This window comes from Bradyrhizobium sp. 192 (genome assembly GCF_023100965.1).
Lineage (GTDB): Bacteria > Pseudomonadota > Alphaproteobacteria > Rhizobiales > Xanthobacteraceae > Bradyrhizobium > Bradyrhizobium symbiodeficiens.
In genome coordinates this window covers 1127781-1144766 of record NZ_CP064690.1, presented here as the reverse complement: position 1 = coordinate 1144766, position 16986 = coordinate 1127781, and the positions used below count along the sequence as shown (strand labels likewise).

The window sequence follows — 16986 nt, the reverse complement described above, 5'->3', positions numbered from 1 at the left end:
CGGCGGTCGCGACTAAACCGTGACGCTGGTGTTCACTGGATCGTCCGCCTTCGCGGACGATGACGGCGGAGAGAGACGGCAGATGAGCACACGTCACTACTACGTGTACATCCTCGCCAACAAGATTGGCGGCACACTGTATATTGGCGTAACCAATGATCTCATTCGTCGCGTGGCCGAACATAAGTCGAAGGCCATCGAGAGCTTTACAGAAAAGTATGATGTCGCAAGGTTAGTCTATTTCGAGCAGTTCGACGATCCCGAGAACGCGATCAAGAGAGAGAAGCGCCTCAAGAAGTGGAACAGGGCGTGGAAGGTCCGTTTGATTGAGAAAGACAATCCAAACTGGGACGACCTTTATCCTGGGATAGCCGGACCTCCGTAACACTGTCGCGCCCCGCGAAGGCGGGGCATCCAGTATGCCGCGGCGGTCGTAATTGAACCGAGACGCTGGTGGTTACTGGATCGTCCGCCTTCGCGGACGATGACGGCGAAGAAGGCCGCTACACCTCCTAGCGGCCTCCAGAATCTGCTAACACCGTCCCATGACCTCACCCGACGCGACCTCCTCCGCCGCGACCTCCTCCGCCGCGACCGCCGCTCCTGCGACCTCCTGGCGCGACAGTCTTGCCGTGTACCTGCAGCCGCGGGTGCTGATCGTGCTGTTTCTCGGCTTCTCCTCCGGCCTGCCGCTGGCGCTGTCGGGATCGACGCTGCTGGTGTGGATGCGCGAGGCCGGGGTCGATCTGAAGACCATCGGGCTGTTCGCGCTGGTCGGCACGCCCTACACGCTGAAATTCCTGTGGGCACCGCTGGTGGATGCGCTGCATGTGCCGCTGTTCACCCGCGCGTTCGGACGCCGGCGCGGCTGGCTGGTGTTTTCGCAAGCCCTGCTGATCGTCGCGATCCTGCTGCTGGCGATGACCGACCCCGCGCGCTCGCCGTTCTATGTCGCGCTCGGCGCGCTGCTGGTGGCGACGACGTCGTCGACGCAGGACATCGTGGTCGACGCCTTCCGCGTCGAGAGCCTGCCGGAGAGCGAGCAGGCGGCCGGCATGGCCGCTTACGTCGCGGCCTACCGGATCGGCATGCTGGTCTCGACCGCGGGCGCACTGTTCATCGTCTCGGGCTTCGAGGACACCGGCATATCCCGCACGTCGGCGTGGATGTGGGGTTATGTGGTGATGGCCGCGATGGTGCTGATCGGCACGATCACCGCGCTGGCCGCGACCGAGCCGGCGCAATCCGCGCAGGCGGAAGCCGCGACACATACCGAGACCGCGTTTGCGCGGGTGTTGAGCGCGGCGATCGGCGCGTTCTCCGAATTCCTGTCGCGCCAGGACGCACTCGCCGCGCTCGCCTTCGTCGTGCTGTTCAAGTTCACCGATGCGTTCTCGGGCACGATGACGGCGCCGTTCGTGATCGACCTCGGCTTCACCCGCAACGATTATGCGGCGATCGTGAAGGGCGTCGGCCTCGCCGCGACCCTGATCGGCGGGTTTGCCGGTGGCTTCGTCGCGCGGCGCTATCCGCTGGCAATGTCGCTCTGGATCGGCGGCGTGGTGCAGGCGCTGGCCAATCTGTCCTTTGCCTGGCTCGCAATGGTCGGCACCAATCAATGGGCGCTGGCGCTCGCGATCTGCGCGGAGAACTTCACCAGCGCCATCGGCACCGTGATCTTCGTGGCTTACCTCTCGGCGCTCTGCCAGAACCCGCTACACACGGCGACGCAATATGCGTTGCTCACCGCGCTCGCAGCGGTGGGGCGGACCTATCTGTCGTCGAGTGCGGGCTATGTCGCAAGCGCGACCGGCTGGCCGATGTTCTTCGTGATCTGCGTGCTGGTGGCGATCCCGAGCCTGGTGCTGCTGACATGGCTGCAGCGGCGCGGGCATTTCGAGGCGTTGGGGCCGGTACGGGTATGACGGTCTTGTAGGGTGGGCAAAGCGAAGCGTGCCCACGACTACGTATTGAACCGAAGCAGGTCGTGGGCACGGCGCGTTGCGCCTTTGCCCACCCTACGGCAGCTCGTCGACGCGCCGCCCCCTACTGCTTCTTGATGATGCTCCACTTCGTGATCACGGCTTCGCTCATCTGGCCGGGATCGCTGGCGCAGGCGACTTCGTCGACCTTGACCGAGATCGCCTTGCCGACGAACGATTTCAGCTGCGCGGCCTGCGCGTCGCTGGAGGTGACCAACTGGAAGGTCTCGGGCCCGGTCTCGAGATTGCACAGCCCGTTCGGCGCCGGCAGGCGACGCGGCTCGGAGGTGATCTGATACATTGCAACCCGCTTGCCGGTGTTCTTGACGTCGCGCACCTTCATCGCGTTCAACTCGCCGGACAACACCTCGCCGGCATTGATCGGCTTGCCGGGCTTGGACGGCAGCGGCGCTCCATCGTCCTGCTGCGCGGAGATGGCCGGGTTCGCCAGCAGCATCATCGTCGCGGCCAAAGCCAAGCGTGTGGCGAAAAGTTTCGTCATATCGTCCGTTCCGTAAAGTGTGGATGCCTAGAACAGGGTGCGCTGCCGCATCGCAGCCGATAGCGTACCTTCATCGAGATAATCAAGCTCGCCGCCGACGGGAACTCCGTGGGCGAGCCGCGTCACCTTCACATTGGCGTCCTGCAAGAGGTCGGTGATGTAATGCGCCGTGGTCTGGCCGTCCACCGTCGCATTCAGCGCCAGAATGATTTCGTGAACCCGCGAATCATGCGCGCGCGCGACCAGCGCTTCGATGGTCAGATCCTGCGGGCCGACACCGTCGAGCGGCGACAATGTCGCGCCCAGCACGTGATAGCGCCCCTGGGTCGCATTGGCGCGCTCCAGCGCCCAGAGATCGGCGACGTCGGCGACGACGACGATGATGGCGTCATCGCGCTTCGGATCGGTGCAGACGGTGCAGGGATTCTGCGTGTCGATGTTGCCGCAGGTCTTGCAGACCTGGACCTTGTCCAGCGCGACCTGCATGGCCGAAGCCAGCGGCATCATCAGCGCTTCACGCTTCTTGATCAGATGCAGCGCCGCGCGCCGCGCCGAGCGCGGACCGAGGCCCGGCAGCCGCGCGAGAAGCTGCACCAGCCGCTCGATTTCGGGACCTGCAACCGCGCCCATATTACTGGCCGAACAACCCCGGCGGCAGGCCGAGCCCGCCGGTCAGCGACTGCATCTTCTCCTGCATCGCGGTCTCCGCCTTGCGGCGCGCATCACCGAGCGCGGTGACGAGCAAATCTTCCAGCACTTCGCGCTCTTCCGCCTTCATCAGCGAGGGATCAATCTTGATGCCCTTGACGTCCATCTTCGCGGTCATGCGCACGGCGACGAGGCCGCCGCCGGAGATGCCCTCGACTTCCACGTTGGCCAGAGATTCCTGCATCTCCTGCATCTTGGATTGCAGCTGCGCCGCCTGCTTCATCATGCCGAGAAAATCAGCCATCGGTGCTCGTCCTTGGAAAAAGTTAGGTTCAGAGATCGTCGCCGTCGGAACCGTCGGGCGGATCGTCGCTGCCATAGTCCGCGTTTATATTGGCCTCCGGCGTCTCCGGGGCAAGCCTGCGGACCTCGACAACCTTTGCGCCGGGGAAACGCGACAGCACCTCCCGCACGCGCGGATCGGCCTCGGCGGTCCGCGCATGCTCCTGTTTGGCGGCTTGGTTCACCGCGCGCAGCGTCGGCTGGCCCTGCTCGTTAGACACGACGATGGTCCAGCGACGGCCGGTCCACTGCTCGAACTTCCTCGCAAGCTCCGAGATCATCGACTTGGAGGCGTTGGGCTCGAGCGCGACCTCCAGCCGGCCCTCCTCGAAACGGACGAGGCGCATGTCGCCTTCGAGCGCGCTCTTGGTCATGATGTCGCGCTTCTGCCCGGCCAGCGCGACGAGCTGGGTGAAGCTCGTGATGCGCAGCTGCGGCGCGGCACCTTGCGGATCCGGCGCGGGCGCCGCCATCTGCGGCCGGGCGCCACCGCCAAACGCTGATGGCGATGATGTCGGCATGCGAACCGGCGCTGCGGACATTGTCGATGCGGATGCAACCGGCGCGGACGACGCGCTGCTGCGCCCGGCACCGCCGCCGCTCGCGACCGGCGAACCGCCGCCGTTCTGCTCCAGCATCCTGATCGCTTCGTCCGGCGTCGGCAAATCGGCGACATAGGCGATGCGCACCAGCACCATCTCGGCCGCCGCGGCGGGCCGCGTCGCCGCCTGCACCTCGGTGATGCCCTTCAGCAGCATCTGCCACATCCGCGACAGCACGCGCATCGAGATCTTCGAGGCAAAATCCTTCGCGCGCACCCGCTCGGTCTCGCCATAGGCGACGTTGTCGGCAGTCGCGGGCACGATCTTCACGCGGGTGACGAAATTGACGAATTCAGCGAGGTCCGAGAGCACGACGATCGGATCGGCGCCGACATCGTACTGGTCGCGGAACTCCTTGAAGGCGGCCGCGATGTCGCCGCGCGCCAGCGAATCGAACAGGTCGATGACGCGGGTACGGTCGGCGAGGCCCAGCATCTGCCTGACGGCGTCGGCCTTCACCGTGCCCGCTGCATGCGCGATCGCCTGGTCGAGCAGCGACAGCGAATCGCGCACCGAGCCTTCGGCGGCACGCGCGATGATGCCGAGCGCTTCGGGCTCGATTTCGACGCTTTCCTTCGCCGCGATATTGGCGAGATGCTTCATCAGCACGTCGGCCTCGACCCGGCGCAGATCGAAACGCTGGCAGCGCGACAGCACGGTGACCGGAACCTTGCGGATCTCGGTCGTCGCGAACACGAACTTGGCGTGCTCCGGCGGCTCCTCCAGCGTCTTCAGGAAGGCGTTGAATGCCGCCGTCGACAGCATGTGGACTTCGTCAATGATGTAGACCTTGTAGCGCGCGCTGGCCGGCGCGTAGCGCACGCTGTCATTGATCTGGCGGACGTCGTCGACGCCGGTATGCGAGGCCGCGTCCATCTCCAGCACGTCCATGTGCCGGCTTTCCATGATCGCCTGGCAATGCACGCCGAGCGTCGGCATGTGGATGGTCGGGCCCTTCACCGAGCCATCCGGCATCTCGTAGTTGAGTGCACGGGCCAGGATGCGCGCGGTGGTGGTTTTGCCGACGCCGCGGACGCCGGTGAGGATCCAGGCCTGCGGAATCCGTCCGGTCTCGAAGGCATTGGAGACGGTGCGGACCACGGCCTCCTGGCCGATCAGATCGTCGAAACTGGAAGGACGGTATTTGCGCGCCAGCACCCGGTAAGGCGCGTTCCCGGCCGGGCCGGCGCTATCGGGATTGGAAGGGGCGCCAGCGTCGGTCATCGGTCGATCCGCAATGAAATGTCTCTTGGCCGGCTTTGCGGAAAGGAGCGCGCTGGCGGCTGGTGCCGCCGGCGCTGGTTCGCTCGAAAAACAAGTAGGAGACTGACGAGCGACCCGATCCGGACCTCGTTAGGGCTGCTTCCTTCCGGACCTGACCCGGTTGGCGAGTGGCTCGTCCACCGCCAATCTCCCGGTCCCTATTTGGGGCCAAAAGGGGCGGAAAGCAAGCGGCTATCGCCCTTGATCGACGGCGCCTGCCTAGCATCCGGGCAATTCGCGATCTGCCCAGCCGATAGGCTGTGCTTTCACTGAAAGTGCGACCTTGATATGAACCTGCCGGAACCTATCCCAACCAGAAAAGCGATTGATCCCAATGGTTACACGTCGTGATGTTGCATCGATTGTCGGGCTTGGCGCCATGACCGCGGCCGCGCTGGCTTCGCCGGCCGTGGCCCAGACCGCCGATCAGAACGAATCGACCTTCGCCCGCATCCGCCGGACCAAGAAGATGCGGATCGGCGCGGTCGGCGGCGGCGCGCCCTATTACATGAAGGATCTCTCCAGCGGCCAGTGGAAGGGATTCTACATCGACATCGCCAAGGGGCTCGCCGACGACATGGAGGCCGAGCTCGAGATCACCGAGACCACTTGGGGCAATTCGGTGCTCGACCTGCAGGCCAACAAGATCGATATCTTCTTCGGCCTGAACCCGACCCCGAAGCGCGCGCTGGTGGTCGATTTCTCGGTCCCCGTCTTCAACAATGCCTTCGGCATCCTCTGCAAGAAGGACTTCAAGCCGAAGAGCTGGGCCGAGCTGAACTCGCCCGACATCAAGATCGCGGTCGACCAGGGCTCCTCGCACGACCAGGTCGTCAGCCGCCTGACGCCGAAGGCGCAGATCACGCGGCTCAAGACCGCGGACGATGCCACCGCCGCGCTGCAGACCGGCCGCGTCGACGCGCAGTGCCTGATCACCATGCTGTCGCTGACCGTGCTGAAGAAGAACCCCTCGCTCGGCCAACTCGTGCTGCCGACGCCGATCTTCGCGACGACCTCGAATGCCGGCTTCCGCCGCGAGACCGACAAGACCTGGCGCGACTACGTCAACACCTGGATCGACTTCAACAAGGGCCTCGGCTTTATCCGCAACGCGATCATCACCAACATGGAGCTGGTGGGCGTGACCGAGGCGGACATTCCGCCGGGCGTTTCGTTGTAAGTAAGATCAGTTTGAGCCGGGCTCGATTGAGACGCACCGCTTCGCCCCCTCTCCCGCTTGCGGGAGAGGGTTGGGGAGAGGGTGTCTCAGCTGGCAAGACTTCCCCAGAGGAAAGAGCCCTCACCCGTATCGCATCTTCGATGCGATACGACCTCTCCCGCAAGCGGGAGAGGTGAGCAAGAAAGCACGCATGTATCAGTGGGACTTCGGCATCCTCTGGAGCTATCGCTGGCTGTTTCTGAACGGGCTTGGCGTCACCGTCGGCTTCACCGTGGTCATTGTCGTGCTAGGGCTGCTGTTCGGCCTGTTCGGGGCATTCGGCACGCTCTCGCGCTTCAAGGCGGCGCGTCTTCTCGCGCTCACCTTCATCGAGGCGTTCCGCTGCACGCCGATCCTGGTGCAGCTGATCTGGTTCTATTACGCGCTGCCGATCCTCGCCGGCGTCGAGATGACGCCGATCACGGCCTCGGCGCTGGCGCTCTCGCTCTATGGCGGCTCGTTCTATTCGGAGATCATCCGCGGCGGCATCGTCTCGATCGACAAGGGTCAGTCCGAAGCCGGCGCAGCACTCGGCATGACGCCCGGCCAGAGCATGCGACGCATCGTGCTGCCGCAGGCGATCAAGCGCATGATCCCGGCGCTGATGAACCAGTCGATCATCCAGTTCAAGAACACTTCGCTGGTCTCGGTGTTGGCGGTGCCCGACCTGGTCTATCAAAGCCAGGTCGCCGCCCATGACAGCTACCGGCCGCTGGAGACCTACACGGCGGTCGCGGTCGCCTATGCGGCGATCCTGATTCCGCTCACCATCCTCGTCCGGCGCGGCGAGAGGCGACTGGCGGTCGGCGAATGAGCGACACGTCGAAAATCGAGATCCGCAGCCTTCGCAAGAGCTTTGGCAGCAACGAGGTCCTGAAGAATATCAGCCTCGACGTCGCCAAGGGCGGCGTCGTGGCCTTGATCGGCCCGTCGGGGTCGGGCAAGTCGACACTGCTCCGCTGCATTAATCTTCTGGTGACGCCGGATGGTGGCAGCGTTCGCGTCGGCGATACACGCTTCCAGTTCGGCGAAGGCGCGAAGCTGCCCGACGTAAAGACACTCGCAAGATTCCGCGCCACCACCGGCATGGTGTTTCAGCACTTCAACCTGTTCCCGCACATGACGACGCTGCAGAACGTGATGGAGGGACCGGTCACGGTTCGCCGCATGGCCAGGCCGGACGCCGAGAAGCTCGCGCGCGCGCAGCTCGTCAAGGTTGGGCTTGCCGAGAAGGCGGATCAATATCCGGCGACGCTGTCCGGCGGCCAGAAGCAGCGCGTCGCGATCGCGCGGGCGCTGGCGATGGAGCCCGACGTGATGCTGTTCGACGAGGCCACCTCGGCACTCGACCCCGAGCTCGTCGGCGAGGTGCTCGCCGTCATCCAGCAACTGGCGTCCGAGGGGATGACCATGGTGATCGTGACCCACGAGATCGCGTTCGCCCGCGAGGTCGCCGACCGCCTCATCTTCATGCGCGACGGAATCGTGGTCGAGGAAGGCCCGGCGCGGCAGGTGATCGACAACCCGAGAGAAGCCGCCACACGCGCCTTTCTCAGCCATTTCCACCGCACCGGCGCGCTGCCGCCGGCCACAACGGCATCGTGATGTCCCATATCAATCGCGTCTATCTCGTCACCGGTGCCGCCAGCGGCATCGGCCGCGCCACCGCCAAAATGCTGGCGGCGCCAGGCGTCGGGCTGCTGCTCCATACGCGCGCCAACACAGAAGGCCTTCAAGCCACCGCAGCGGATGCCGAAGCGAAAGGCGCCGTGGCGGCAAGCTGCCTTGGCGATCTCGCCGAGGAGAGCGCGGCCACCGACGCCGTCGCCGCCGCGAAAGCCGCCTTCAGCCGGCTCGACGGATTGATCCTGGTCGGCGGCCATGCCCGCCGCGGCAGCGCGATCGGCACGCCGGCGGATCAGTTTCGCCAGGCGATGGACGAGTCCGCGCTGGCCTTCACGCGACTGGTCAATTCCGCACTGCCGCTACTGCGTGCCGGGAGCGACGCACGGATCGTTGCGGTGTCGTCGTTCGTTGCGCACGCGATCCGGCCCGAATTCGCTCCCTTTGCCGCCACCGCTGCCAGCCGCGCCGCACTGGAAGCGCTGGTGCGGCTTACCGCAGTCGAACTTGCGAAAGACGGCATCACCGTCAATGCGGTCGCGCCGGGCCTCATCCTCAAGGACAAACCGAGCGAGAGCCGGCTGTCGCCCGAGCAGATCGCCGCGACCGAAGCGCTGATCCCGATGGGCCGCCGCGGCCGGCCGAACGAGGTGGCCGAGATAATCGCCTTCCTGGCGTCACCAAAAGCATCCTACGTCACCGGCCAGGTCTGGCACGTCAATGGAGGCCTGACATGAGCGAGGCGACCGTCGAACGTCTCCGGCTGTTCCTGATCGAAAGCCCGATCAAGATGGCGCGCCTGCAGGGCGTCGGAAACGTCAAGGGCACGGTGAAACGCGTGCTGATCGAGCTCACCGCGAGCGACGGCGTGGTCGGCTGGGGCGAAGCGGCACCGTGGGAGGTCTTTACGGGAACGCCGGAAGCCGCTTTCTCCGCCCTCGATATTTACTTAAGGCCCATCGTGCTCGGCAAGCCTGTGCGCCGCGTCCGCGCGCTGATGGCCGAGCTCGACCGCGCGCTGGTTGGCCATGCCGAAGCAAAAGTCGCCATCGAGATGGCGTTGCTCGACATCGTCGGCAAATCATCGGGACTGTCGGTCGCCGACCTGCTCGGCGGCCGGGTGCGGGACACGATTCCCCTCTCCTTCTCGATCGCCGATCCGGATTTTGCCGCCGATCTCGAGCGCATGCGAAAGATGGTTCCTGAGGGCAATGTCATCTACAAGGTCAAGACCGGGGTCAAACCGCATCGCGAGGATCTCGACCATCTCGAAGCGATCCGAAAGGAATTCGGCGACCAGGTCGATCTACGCGTCGACTACAACCAGGCGCTCGCACCGTTCGGTGCCATCAAGATCCTGCGCGATGTCGAGCAATTCGCTCCGACCTTCATCGAGCAGCCGGTGCCGCGCAAATTTCTCGACGTGATGGCGCAGCTCACCGCGGCGCTGGAAACGCCCGTGCTGGCCGACGAAAGCTGCTTCGACCGCCGCGACATGATGGAGGTGGTGCGCCGCGAGGCGGCCGACGCCGTCTCGATCAAGTTGATGAAGGCCGGCGGCCTGTTCGAGGCGCAGGCGATCATGGCCATCGCCGACATCGCCGGCCTGCCCGGCTATGGCGGCACGCTGTGGGAAGGCGGCATTGGTCTTGCCGCCGGCACGCAGCTGATCGCGGCGACGCCGGGCATCTCGCTCGGCTGCGAATTCTACATGCCGCACCACGTGCTGACCGAGGACGTGCTGGAACAGCGCGTCGCCAACCGCAGCGGCCATGTCGTGGTGCCCGATGGACCCGGCCTCGGTATTCGCGTCAGCGAAGCCTCGGTCCGCGCCAATGCGCGGGTGCTGGCGGAGGCGTAGTTTCCGTCATTCCGGGGCGCGCGCAGCGCGAGCCCGGAATCCATAGCCACAGGATTGAGCTTGGCGAAGACTCGGAGTTGCCAGCTCGCGGAATAACTACTCCCTGGGGCTATGGGTCCCGGATCTGCGCTGCGCTTGTCCGGGACGACGACCGCGTATGCAGCAACGGCGGAGCGCCAATCCTTCCCCTATCGGAGTCGGTATCGTATGGTCCGGCCAAACACGCCCGAACCCACCGGGCCATCCGGAAACGCATATGTCTGATCCCGCCTGGTCGCTGCACTCCCGCCTGAAAGAGGACACCATCGACATCGGCGATTTGCCGCTGTCGAAGGTGCTGGTCATCAAGGACGCGCATTATCCCTGGCTGCTGCTGGTGCCGCGGCGCACTGACGCCGTCGAGATCATCGACCTCGACGAGGTGCAGCAGGCGCAGCTGATGACGGAGATCTCCCGCGTCTCGCGCGCGCTGAAGGAGATCACCCGATGCGACAAGCTCAATATCGCGGCGCTCGGCAATCTGGTGCCTCAGCTTCACGTCCACATCATCGCCCGCCGCACCAGCGACGCCGCCTGGCCGCGGCCGGTCTGGGGCGTGATGCAGCCCTTGGCGCATGACGCCGCGGAGGTTCAGAATTTCATCAGCGCGCTTCGCCGCAAGATCTGGTTGGGTTGAAAGAACGATAATGTCAGCATTCGACGCCTTTCCGCTGGGACAACCGGCCTTCGTCACCAACATCCTCGATCGTGCCGCGCATCTGCGCCGCGACGACGAGAAGCTGTTCGCGATGGAGCAGAAGCCGACCTCGCGCGCCTATGTCGTCTACCGTGACTCGCTGCTGGTGAAGCGCGAGGGCGACAAGACCCGCGCGCTGCTCGGGATCGACGAGGCGCTGAAGTGCGGCGCCAATCCCGGCACGATCTTCTTAGGCTTGCGCGACGGCGCCGCGATGTTCGGCATGGGCCTGTCACAGGCGGCCGCCGAGAAGCTGGTGGGCCGCGAGGACTACACCGTGACCGAGCTGCGCGGCATGGCGATGCAGGGCGCGATCCCGCCCCAGGAGCTGTCGGCGATCGCGATGGCGAAGTCGATGGTCGGCTGGCACCAGCGCCACGGCTATTGCGCCAATTGCGGCACGCGCAGCGCGATGAAGGAAGGCGGCTGGAAGCGCGAGTGTCCTTCCTGCAAGGCCGAGCATTTTCCGCGCACCGATCCAGTCGTGATCATGCACGTCGCCTCCGGTGACAAGTGCCTGCTCGGCCGCCAGAAGCAGTTTCCGGCAGGGATGTATTCATGCCTCGCCGGCTTCGTCGAGGCCGCCGAGACCATCGAGGACGCGGTCCGCCGCGAGATCCTGGAAGAGTCGGGCATTCGCTGCACCGACGTGCAGTATTACATGACGCAGCCCTGGCCCTATCCGTCCTCGCTGATGATCGGCTGCAGCGCGCGGGCCGTGAGCGAGGACATCGTCGTCGATCACTCGGAGTTGGAGGACGCGCGCTGGTTCTCGCGCGAGGAGGCCGCCCTGATGCTGACGCGGACGCATCCGGACGGGCTCGCAGGCCCGCATCCCTTCGCCATCGCCCATCATTTGCTCGGCCGCTGGGTGCACGACAAGAGCTGACCGCCGATGGCCGCATCCGGGATCGCGCCGCGTATCCTCTGCATCGGCATTCCCGTGCGCGACCTCACCTTTCGGGTCGAGGCCGTGCCGGCGCGCGGCAGCAAGGCCAACGCCAGCCACCTCGCCGAGCTCTGCGGCGGCAACGCGCTCAATGCTGCGATCGCGATTGCGCGGCTCGGCGGCCGCGTCTCGTTCGCTGGCCCCATGGGCGACGCGCGGGAGACATCGAGCGGCTTCATCCTCGCGCAGATGGCGCAGGAGGGCATCGACACCAGCCACATCGTGCGCATGCCTGATGTGACCACGCCGGTTTCGGCGATCATGATCGAGCCCTCGGGCGAACGGACACTCACGATCTATCGCGATCCCGGCCTGTGGGGCGTGCAGTTGCCCAATGCCGACGAATTGCTGGCCGATTGTCGCGCCGTGCTCGTCGAAAGCCGCTGCGGTGCATTCTGCAGCGACCTCTGCGCCGAGGCTCGGCGACGCGGCATTGCCGTCATCGTCGGTGTCGATCGCGCGATGTCGTTGCAGGACGGCCTGCTGACCGCCGCCTCACATCTGCTGTTCGCCAGCGAGCAGGTGCAGGAGACCGCCGGCGTCGCCGACGACGGCATGGCGTTGCAACGCCTGGCCAGGCTGACGCCCGCCTTCCTTGCCGCGACCCGCGGTCCGCTTGGTACGATCTGGCTGAACGAAGCAGGCGAGCTGGAGGAGACTACGGCCTTCCCTGTCCAGGCGGTCGATACGCTCGGCGCCGGCGACGTCTTTCATGGCGCCTTCGCGCTTGGCCTCGCTGAGGGCGGGAACGTGCGCCGGGCGCTGCGATTCGCCTCGGCCGCCGCGGCACTGAAATGCACCCGCCATGGCGGCGGCATGGCTGCACCCCAACGCGTTGAAATTGAAGGGTTTTTGCGCGAACGGCCCTAGAGCAAATCCAGGGAGGCGCCGAGACTATGGTCTTGCCGGGGAAAGATTTTCTCTATATCAGTGAAATCAGCCCTAGAATTGGAACAAAGTTCTTCAAATGAACGACACCGCCATCCAGATCCCCGAGACCAGCCGCCGCCTCGACGCCATCGACCGCAAGATCCTGATGGTGCTCCAGGAGGATGCCTCCCTGTCCGTCGCCGAGATCGGCGATCGCGTCGGCCTGTCCTCGACCCCCTGCTGGAAGCGCATTCAGCGGCTGGAGGCCGACGGCGTGATCATCAAGCGGGTGGCCCTCGTCGACCAGAACAAGATCGGGCTCGGCATCTCCGTGTTCGTGTCGGTGGAAAGCTCCGATCATTCCGACGCCTGGCTGAAGAAATTCGCCGAAGCCGTCAGCGCGATGCCCGAGGTGATGGAGTTCTATCGCATGGCCGGCGACGTCGACTACATGCTGCGCGTCGTGGTCGCCGACATGCAGGCCTATGACGTGTTCTACAAGAAGCTGATCAGCGCCGTGCCGCTGAAGAACGTCACCTCGCGCTTTGCGATGGAGAAGATCAAGTCCGTGACCACGCTGCCGATCCCGGCGGTGGTGGCGGCCTGACGCCCAATTCTTGTTTTGATGCGTTTTCTTCACGCGAACCGGCATTCACTTCGCTCGAAAAGGCTTTAAGCCGGTTGAAACACCGGCAGCGTGACATTGACGCGCGTACCTCCGCCGGAGGCGGCGGCGATCTCGATGGTTCCGCCATGGGCCTCGACCAGGCTGCGCACCACCGCGAGGCCAAGGCCCGCGCCGCCGGTCGCACGGTTGCGGGACTTCTCCAGGCGAAGGAACGGCTCCAGCACTGCCTGGCGATGATCGTCGGGAATGCCCGGCCCCTCGTCCTCGATCGACACGACGACGGCACCGTCCTTCAACGCGGCCCTGACATGCGCGGCATGGCCATAGGCGAGCGCGTTGTCGATGATGTTGGCGAGGATGCGCCGCAGCGCCAGCCGGTCGCCGAGCACCACCGCATTTCGCGCGTGCGCATCCGTGACCAGGTCGACCGGCGCGCCCTGAGCGCGACGGTCGTGCACCTCGACGGCAATCAGCGCAGCAAGTTCGATCATTTCCTGTGACAGGCCGCCGGCGCCGGCCCGCGTCGACAACAGCGCGTCGTCGAGCAGCCGGATCATGTCGTCGATATCGGTAACCGCCCGCTGGCGCTCGGCATCGTCGGGAATGTGCTCGACCCGCAACCGCAGCCGCGTCGCGAAGGTCCTGACATCATGGGCAATGCCGCCCACCAACGTCATGCGTGCGCGCAGCATCTCGGCGAGCCGCCCCTGCAAGCGGTTGAACGCGGCGATGACGGCGCGGATTTCCGGCGCACTGCGCCGTGCGTCCGGAAGCGGCGGCGGATCGGCCGACAAGTCGACGCGATCGACCGCCGCGGCGAGTTGCGCCAGCGGCCGCGTCTCGCGCTGCATAACCAGCAATGCCAGCAGCGCCACGATCGAGCCGAACAGGCCGGCGCCGAAGCCGACCGGCAGGCCGAACGGGGTGACCGGCAGGCGGGTATAGGCGTCGACGATCAGCATCTCGCCGCTGCGCAGGCCGATGCGGAATTCGATCGCGTTGGCCATCAGCCGCGCGATACGGGGAAACCAGCGGCTGGCGCGATGGTCCGGCGGCGACACGATCTCGACCGGGCGCCCTGCGAGACCCGCGGCATAGGTCTCACGCAATTGTTGCTGCTGCGTCGGCGTCTCGCCGCCGACCGGCGCGCCACCCGGTGCGATTCGAACCTTGAATTGCGGTGAGGACACGGCATCGAGCACGGACTGCCGCTCGCCGGCCGCCGTGCGCTCGACCAGTGTCGCGAGCGCATCGAGGCGCGCGGGCGAAGGCCGCGTCAGCTGGTTCTCTTGCACCGTGGTCCGGTAGAAGATCGCCAAGATCACGGTCATCACCACCGTGAATCCGATCAACCCGATCAGGGCCAGCCGCGCGGCAAGCGTCACGCGCAGCATCACGACACCTGCTTCACGGTTGCGGTGAACAGATAGCCGCCGTTGCGCACCGTCGTGATCAGGTTGGAGCCCGGGCTGGCACCATCGAGCTTCTTGCGCAGGCGCGAGATCAGCATGTCCACCGTGCGATCGAACGGCTCGGCCGAACGCCCGCGCGTCCAGTCGAGAATCTGGTCGCGCGTGAGCACCCGGCGCGGACGCTGCACGAAGCAGCCGAGCAGGTCGAACTCGGCGCTCGTCAATTGCAGCTCCGGCGTCTCGGCTTCAATCGTCTCGACACTGCGCGAATCGAGATCGATGACAAACCGGTCGAACGCGAAGCGCCGCACCAGCGGCTTGGCCGGCGCCCCGCTGGCGCGGCGAAGGATGGCGCGTACCCGCGCGAGCAGTTCGCGTGGACCAAACGGCTTTGCAAGGTAGTCGTCGGCGCCCATCTCGAGGCCGACCACGCGATCGATCTCGTCGCTCTTGGCCGTGAGCATCAGGATCGGGATGGAATCGTCGGCACGCAAACGGCGGCAGATCGACAACCCGTCCTCACCCGGCAGCATCAGATCGAGGATCACGAGATCGGGCCGCAGGCGTTGGAGCATGGCATCCATCGCCTTGCCGTCGCCGACGCAAGCGACCTCGAAGCCCTCGCGCCGCATGAAATCGGCGACGAGGCGGCTGATCTCCGGATCGTCCTCCACCATGAGAATCGTGGCTGCTTGCGTCATCATGGCCGCATTGTGGGCAATGGCTCGCGTCAAGCAAGGGCGCAGGCCGCCTTGTTACACAGTGTTACATCGGCCCGACAAAGCCATAACAATCGTTTCGTCCCGGCAATGCGTCGCAGACGCGGCCCGACCAGTCTCCGCCTCATGGCTGCCGCTTACGGCAGTCCCCAGAAGGAGACGACAAGCATGACCAAGTTCTTCCTCACCTCGCTCGTGATCGGCGGCCTCTCGGTTGCGGCGGCGGCCGATGCCAATGCCTGGACTCGGTCGGCGACGGCGAACGGGCCGCGCGGCACCTCCACCGTCACCGCGACGGGAGGCTGCGCCAACGGAAGCTGCACGCGCAACGTCACCCGCACCGGCCCGGCGGGCAACACCTACACCCGCACCGGCACGGTCTCGCGCTGAGCTCTTCGACGTCGTCGCCGCGTTCGCCCTGCGCGGCGACGACCCGCCTCACCAGATCAGAAAGGATCAGCATCGTGCTACCGATTTTCCGCTTCCTGCCCCAAGTTGCGGCCATCGTCGCCCTCGGCGCGTCGACCTCCGCGTTTGCTCAGAGCCAGTTGCAAACGCAGATCACGCCGCAGATGCGCAGCGAAGCACGTGCTGTCATGCAGGCCTGCCGCGCAGACTATGACCGCCATTGTAGCGACGTCACGCCGGGTGGAGGACGCATCCTCGCCTGCCTGCAATCTCACGCCGGCCAGCTCACCTCGACCTGTGCGCAAACTTTGCCTCGCGCGCAGGCGCTGAGGGCCGGCGCCGCCAGCGCCGGCGTCGCGCCGAAGTAGGAGGCCACCATGGGTTACGCGTCCATCCTGCTCGACCCGACGCTCCGTCGCGTGATCCTGGCCACCGCGATCGGCCTGATGCTGCTCGAATACGGCATCGGCCGGCTCGCGCATCGCGAGACCCACGACTGGCGCGAAACGGTCGCGTCGTTCGGCGTCGCGCTGGGGCAGAATTTGCTGCGCGCGGTCGAAGCCGGAATTCTGGCCGTGCCGTTCGCCTTCCTGTACGAGCACCGTCTGTTCGACTTCGCGCAGACCAGCCCGCTCGCGCTTGCGGGGTTATTCCTGGGCAGCGAGTTTCTCTACTACTGGCAGCACCGCGCCTCGCATCGCATTCGCTGGATGTGGGCGACGCACGCGGTGCACCACTCGACCACACGATTGAACCTGACGGCGGCGATCAGGCTCGGCTGGACCGGCAACATCTCCGGCAACTTTCTCTTCTTCCTGCCGCTGGCGCTGATCGGCTTTCACCCACTCGCGATCGTGGCGATGCTCGGGATCAACCTGTCCTACCAGTTCTTCATCCACAGCGGCTTGGCACCACGGCTCGGTCCGCTCGAATGGGTGCTCAACACGCCGAGCCATCATCGTGTGCATCACGCCTGCAACGCGCCGTGCCTCGACAAGAATTATGGCGGCATCCTGATCGTGTTCGACCGGCTGTTCGGCACCTTTGCGGAGCAGCCCGCCAACCAGCCGCTTCGTTTCGGCCTAGTCGGAGGCACGCCGTCCTTCAATCCGATCCGGATCGCGCTGGGCGAATGGATCGCAATGCTGGGCGACGCCTGGAAGGCCCGAGGCGCTGGCGCGAAGCTGCGCGCGCTGTTCGGGCCGCCCGGCGATTGAGATCG

At 65.5% G+C, this 16986-nt stretch carries 20 protein-coding genes and 1 other RNA gene; 14 read left to right on the top strand and 7 right to left on the bottom strand.

Translation table 11 applies throughout. The features are described 5' to 3' along the window. Positions 1 to 82: 82 nt before the first annotated feature. Entirely contained in the window at positions 83 to 385 is a 303-nt protein-coding gene (locus IVB24_RS05320) for a GIY-YIG nuclease family protein (protein WP_140481472.1), read from the top strand. Between the two features lie 160 nt (positions 386 to 545). Further along, on the top strand, positions 546 to 1925 hold the full coding sequence (locus IVB24_RS05315; RefSeq protein WP_247772264.1) for an MFS transporter: 1380 nt from the start codon (positions 546 to 548) through the stop codon (positions 1923 to 1925). Between the two features lie 121 nt (positions 1926 to 2046). Here the strand turns inward: IVB24_RS05315 and IVB24_RS05310 are convergent, their stop codons facing one another. The 5 genes from IVB24_RS05310 to ffs all read right to left on the bottom strand — a co-directional run bounded on the left by IVB24_RS05310 (position 2047) and on the right by ffs (position 5491). Next, entirely contained in the window at positions 2047 to 2484 is a 438-nt protein-coding gene (locus IVB24_RS05310; protein WP_247772263.1) for a hypothetical protein, read from the bottom strand. A gap of 27 nt (positions 2485 to 2511) precedes the next feature. Beyond that, positions 2512 to 3114 carry a recombination mediator RecR gene (gene recR, locus IVB24_RS05305; protein ID WP_247772262.1) on the bottom strand — a complete coding sequence of 201 codons (603 nt, stop codon included), beginning with the start codon at positions 3112 to 3114 and terminating at the stop codon, positions 2512 to 2514. Between the two features lies 1 nt (position 3115). Next, positions 3116 to 3436: a YbaB/EbfC family nucleoid-associated protein gene (locus IVB24_RS05300; protein ID WP_092226848.1), complete on the bottom strand. Its 321-nt coding sequence runs from the start codon at positions 3434 to 3436 to the stop codon at positions 3116 to 3118. 28 nt (positions 3437 to 3464) lie between these two features. Further along, positions 3465 to 5300, bottom strand: a complete 1836-nt coding sequence (locus IVB24_RS05295; RefSeq protein ID WP_247772261.1) for a DNA polymerase III subunit gamma/tau — start codon at positions 5298 to 5300, stop codon at positions 3465 to 3467. A gap of 94 nt (positions 5301 to 5394) precedes the next feature. Further along, an RNA gene (ffs, locus tag IVB24_RS05290) (signal recognition particle sRNA small type) lies at positions 5395 to 5491 on the bottom strand. Between the two features lie 182 nt (positions 5492 to 5673). On the opposite strand from ffs, the gene IVB24_RS05285 reads away from it, so the two are divergent. The 9 genes from IVB24_RS05285 to IVB24_RS05245 all read left to right on the top strand — a co-directional run bounded on the left by IVB24_RS05285 (position 5674) and on the right by IVB24_RS05245 (position 13204). Continuing rightward, a complete protein-coding gene (locus IVB24_RS05285; RefSeq protein ID WP_094976419.1) occupies positions 5674 to 6519 on the top strand; it encodes a transporter substrate-binding domain-containing protein in 846 nt (281 codons plus the stop codon). Between the two features lie 190 nt (positions 6520 to 6709). Then, on the top strand, positions 6710 to 7372 hold the full coding sequence (locus IVB24_RS05280) for an amino acid ABC transporter permease (protein ID WP_247774284.1): 663 nt from the start codon (positions 6710 to 6712) through the stop codon (positions 7370 to 7372). Next, complete coding sequence (locus tag IVB24_RS05275; RefSeq protein ID WP_094976417.1) at positions 7369 to 8163, top strand: amino acid ABC transporter ATP-binding protein; 795 nt, start codon at positions 7369 to 7371, stop codon at positions 8161 to 8163. The genes IVB24_RS05280 and IVB24_RS05275 overlap by 4 nt, the downstream gene beginning before the upstream one ends. Next, positions 8163 to 8918 carry an SDR family oxidoreductase gene (locus IVB24_RS05270; protein ID WP_247772260.1) on the top strand — a complete coding sequence of 252 codons (756 nt, stop codon included), beginning with the start codon at positions 8163 to 8165 and terminating at the stop codon, positions 8916 to 8918. The genes IVB24_RS05275 and IVB24_RS05270 overlap by 1 nt, the downstream gene beginning before the upstream one ends. Further along, complete coding sequence (locus IVB24_RS05265; protein ID WP_247772259.1) at positions 8915 to 10042, top strand: muconate cycloisomerase family protein; 1128 nt, start codon at positions 8915 to 8917, stop codon at positions 10040 to 10042. The genes IVB24_RS05270 and IVB24_RS05265 overlap by 4 nt, the downstream gene beginning before the upstream one ends. Before the next feature lie 256 nt (positions 10043 to 10298). Further along, positions 10299 to 10718, top strand: coding sequence for an HIT family protein (locus IVB24_RS05260; RefSeq protein WP_162406844.1), 420 nt, complete (start codon positions 10299 to 10301; stop codon positions 10716 to 10718). A gap of 10 nt (positions 10719 to 10728) precedes the next feature. Further along, positions 10729 to 11667, top strand: a complete 939-nt coding sequence (gene nudC, locus IVB24_RS05255) for an NAD(+) diphosphatase (RefSeq protein ID WP_247772258.1) — start codon at positions 10729 to 10731, stop codon at positions 11665 to 11667. Positions 11668 to 11673: 6 nt separating this feature from the next. Further along, positions 11674 to 12597 (top strand): sugar kinase, encoded by a 924-nt coding sequence (locus tag IVB24_RS05250; RefSeq protein ID WP_247772257.1) that lies wholly within the window; start codon positions 11674 to 11676, stop codon positions 12595 to 12597. 97 nt (positions 12598 to 12694) lie between these two features. Further along, on the top strand, positions 12695 to 13204 hold the full coding sequence (locus tag IVB24_RS05245; RefSeq protein ID WP_247772256.1) for an Lrp/AsnC family transcriptional regulator: 510 nt from the start codon (positions 12695 to 12697) through the stop codon (positions 13202 to 13204). Between the two features lie 65 nt (positions 13205 to 13269). Here IVB24_RS05245 and IVB24_RS05240 read toward each other — a convergent pair whose 3' ends face one another. Further along, positions 13270 to 14619: an ATP-binding protein gene (locus IVB24_RS05240; RefSeq protein WP_247772255.1), complete on the bottom strand. Its 1350-nt coding sequence runs from the start codon at positions 14617 to 14619 to the stop codon at positions 13270 to 13272. Further along, positions 14619 to 15341 carry a response regulator transcription factor gene (locus IVB24_RS05235; protein ID WP_094976409.1) on the bottom strand — a complete coding sequence of 241 codons (723 nt, stop codon included), beginning with the start codon at positions 15339 to 15341 and terminating at the stop codon, positions 14619 to 14621. The genes IVB24_RS05240 and IVB24_RS05235 overlap by 1 nt, the downstream gene beginning before the upstream one ends. A gap of 183 nt (positions 15342 to 15524) precedes the next feature. Here IVB24_RS05235 and IVB24_RS05230 point away from each other — a divergent pair, with 183 nt between their 5' ends. The 3 genes from IVB24_RS05230 to IVB24_RS05220 all read left to right on the top strand — a co-directional run bounded on the left by IVB24_RS05230 (position 15525) and on the right by IVB24_RS05220 (position 16981). After that, positions 15525 to 15746, top strand: coding sequence for a hypothetical protein (locus IVB24_RS05230; protein WP_166467866.1), 222 nt, complete (start codon positions 15525 to 15527; stop codon positions 15744 to 15746). A 74-nt stretch (positions 15747 to 15820) separates the two neighbouring features. Beyond that, positions 15821 to 16132: a cysteine rich repeat-containing protein gene (locus tag IVB24_RS05225; RefSeq protein ID WP_247772254.1), complete on the top strand. Its 312-nt coding sequence runs from the start codon at positions 15821 to 15823 to the stop codon at positions 16130 to 16132. A gap of 9 nt (positions 16133 to 16141) precedes the next feature. Then, a complete protein-coding gene (locus IVB24_RS05220; protein ID WP_140481484.1) occupies positions 16142 to 16981 on the top strand; it encodes a sterol desaturase family protein in 840 nt (279 codons plus the stop codon). Positions 16982 to 16986 lie beyond the last annotated feature (5 nt).

Excerpts from the sequence above, each read along its gene's own strand:
- IVB24_RS05320 (WP_140481472.1), top strand. The coding sequence starts at position 83 with ATGAGCACACGTCACTACTACGTGTACATCCTCGCCAACAAGATTGGC.
- IVB24_RS05315 (WP_247772264.1), top strand. The coding sequence starts at position 546 with ATGACCTCACCCGACGCGACCTCCTCCGCCGCGACCTCCTCCGCCGCG.
- IVB24_RS05310 (WP_247772263.1), bottom strand. The coding sequence starts at position 2,484 with ATGACGAAACTTTTCGCCACACGCTTGGCTTTGGCCGCGACGATGATG.
- recR (WP_247772262.1), bottom strand. The coding sequence starts at position 3,114 with ATGGGCGCGGTTGCAGGTCCCGAAATCGAGCGGCTGGTGCAGCTTCTC.
- IVB24_RS05300 (WP_092226848.1), bottom strand. The coding sequence starts at position 3,436 with ATGGCTGATTTTCTCGGCATGATGAAGCAGGCGGCGCAGCTGCAATCC.
- IVB24_RS05295 (WP_247772261.1), bottom strand. The coding sequence starts at position 5,300 with ATGACCGACGCTGGCGCCCCTTCCAATCCCGATAGCGCCGGCCCGGCC.
- IVB24_RS05285 (WP_094976419.1), top strand. The coding sequence starts at position 5,674 with ATGGTTACACGTCGTGATGTTGCATCGATTGTCGGGCTTGGCGCCATG.
- IVB24_RS05280 (WP_247774284.1), top strand. The coding sequence starts at position 6,710 with ATGTATCAGTGGGACTTCGGCATCCTCTGGAGCTATCGCTGGCTGTTT.
- IVB24_RS05275 (WP_094976417.1), top strand. The coding sequence starts at position 7,369 with ATGAGCGACACGTCGAAAATCGAGATCCGCAGCCTTCGCAAGAGCTTT.
- IVB24_RS05270 (WP_247772260.1), top strand. The coding sequence starts at position 8,163 with ATGTCCCATATCAATCGCGTCTATCTCGTCACCGGTGCCGCCAGCGGC.
- IVB24_RS05265 (WP_247772259.1), top strand. The coding sequence starts at position 8,915 with ATGAGCGAGGCGACCGTCGAACGTCTCCGGCTGTTCCTGATCGAAAGC.
- IVB24_RS05260 (WP_162406844.1), top strand. The coding sequence starts at position 10,299 with ATGTCTGATCCCGCCTGGTCGCTGCACTCCCGCCTGAAAGAGGACACC.
- nudC (WP_247772258.1), top strand. The coding sequence starts at position 10,729 with ATGTCAGCATTCGACGCCTTTCCGCTGGGACAACCGGCCTTCGTCACC.
- IVB24_RS05250 (WP_247772257.1), top strand. The coding sequence starts at position 11,674 with ATGGCCGCATCCGGGATCGCGCCGCGTATCCTCTGCATCGGCATTCCC.
- IVB24_RS05245 (WP_247772256.1), top strand. The coding sequence starts at position 12,695 with ATGAACGACACCGCCATCCAGATCCCCGAGACCAGCCGCCGCCTCGAC.
- IVB24_RS05240 (WP_247772255.1), bottom strand. The coding sequence starts at position 14,619 with ATGCTGCGCGTGACGCTTGCCGCGCGGCTGGCCCTGATCGGGTTGATC.
- IVB24_RS05235 (WP_094976409.1), bottom strand. The coding sequence starts at position 15,341 with ATGATGACGCAAGCAGCCACGATTCTCATGGTGGAGGACGATCCGGAG.
- IVB24_RS05230 (WP_166467866.1), top strand. The coding sequence starts at position 15,525 with ATGACCAAGTTCTTCCTCACCTCGCTCGTGATCGGCGGCCTCTCGGTT.
- IVB24_RS05220 (WP_140481484.1), top strand. The coding sequence starts at position 16,142 with ATGGGTTACGCGTCCATCCTGCTCGACCCGACGCTCCGTCGCGTGATC.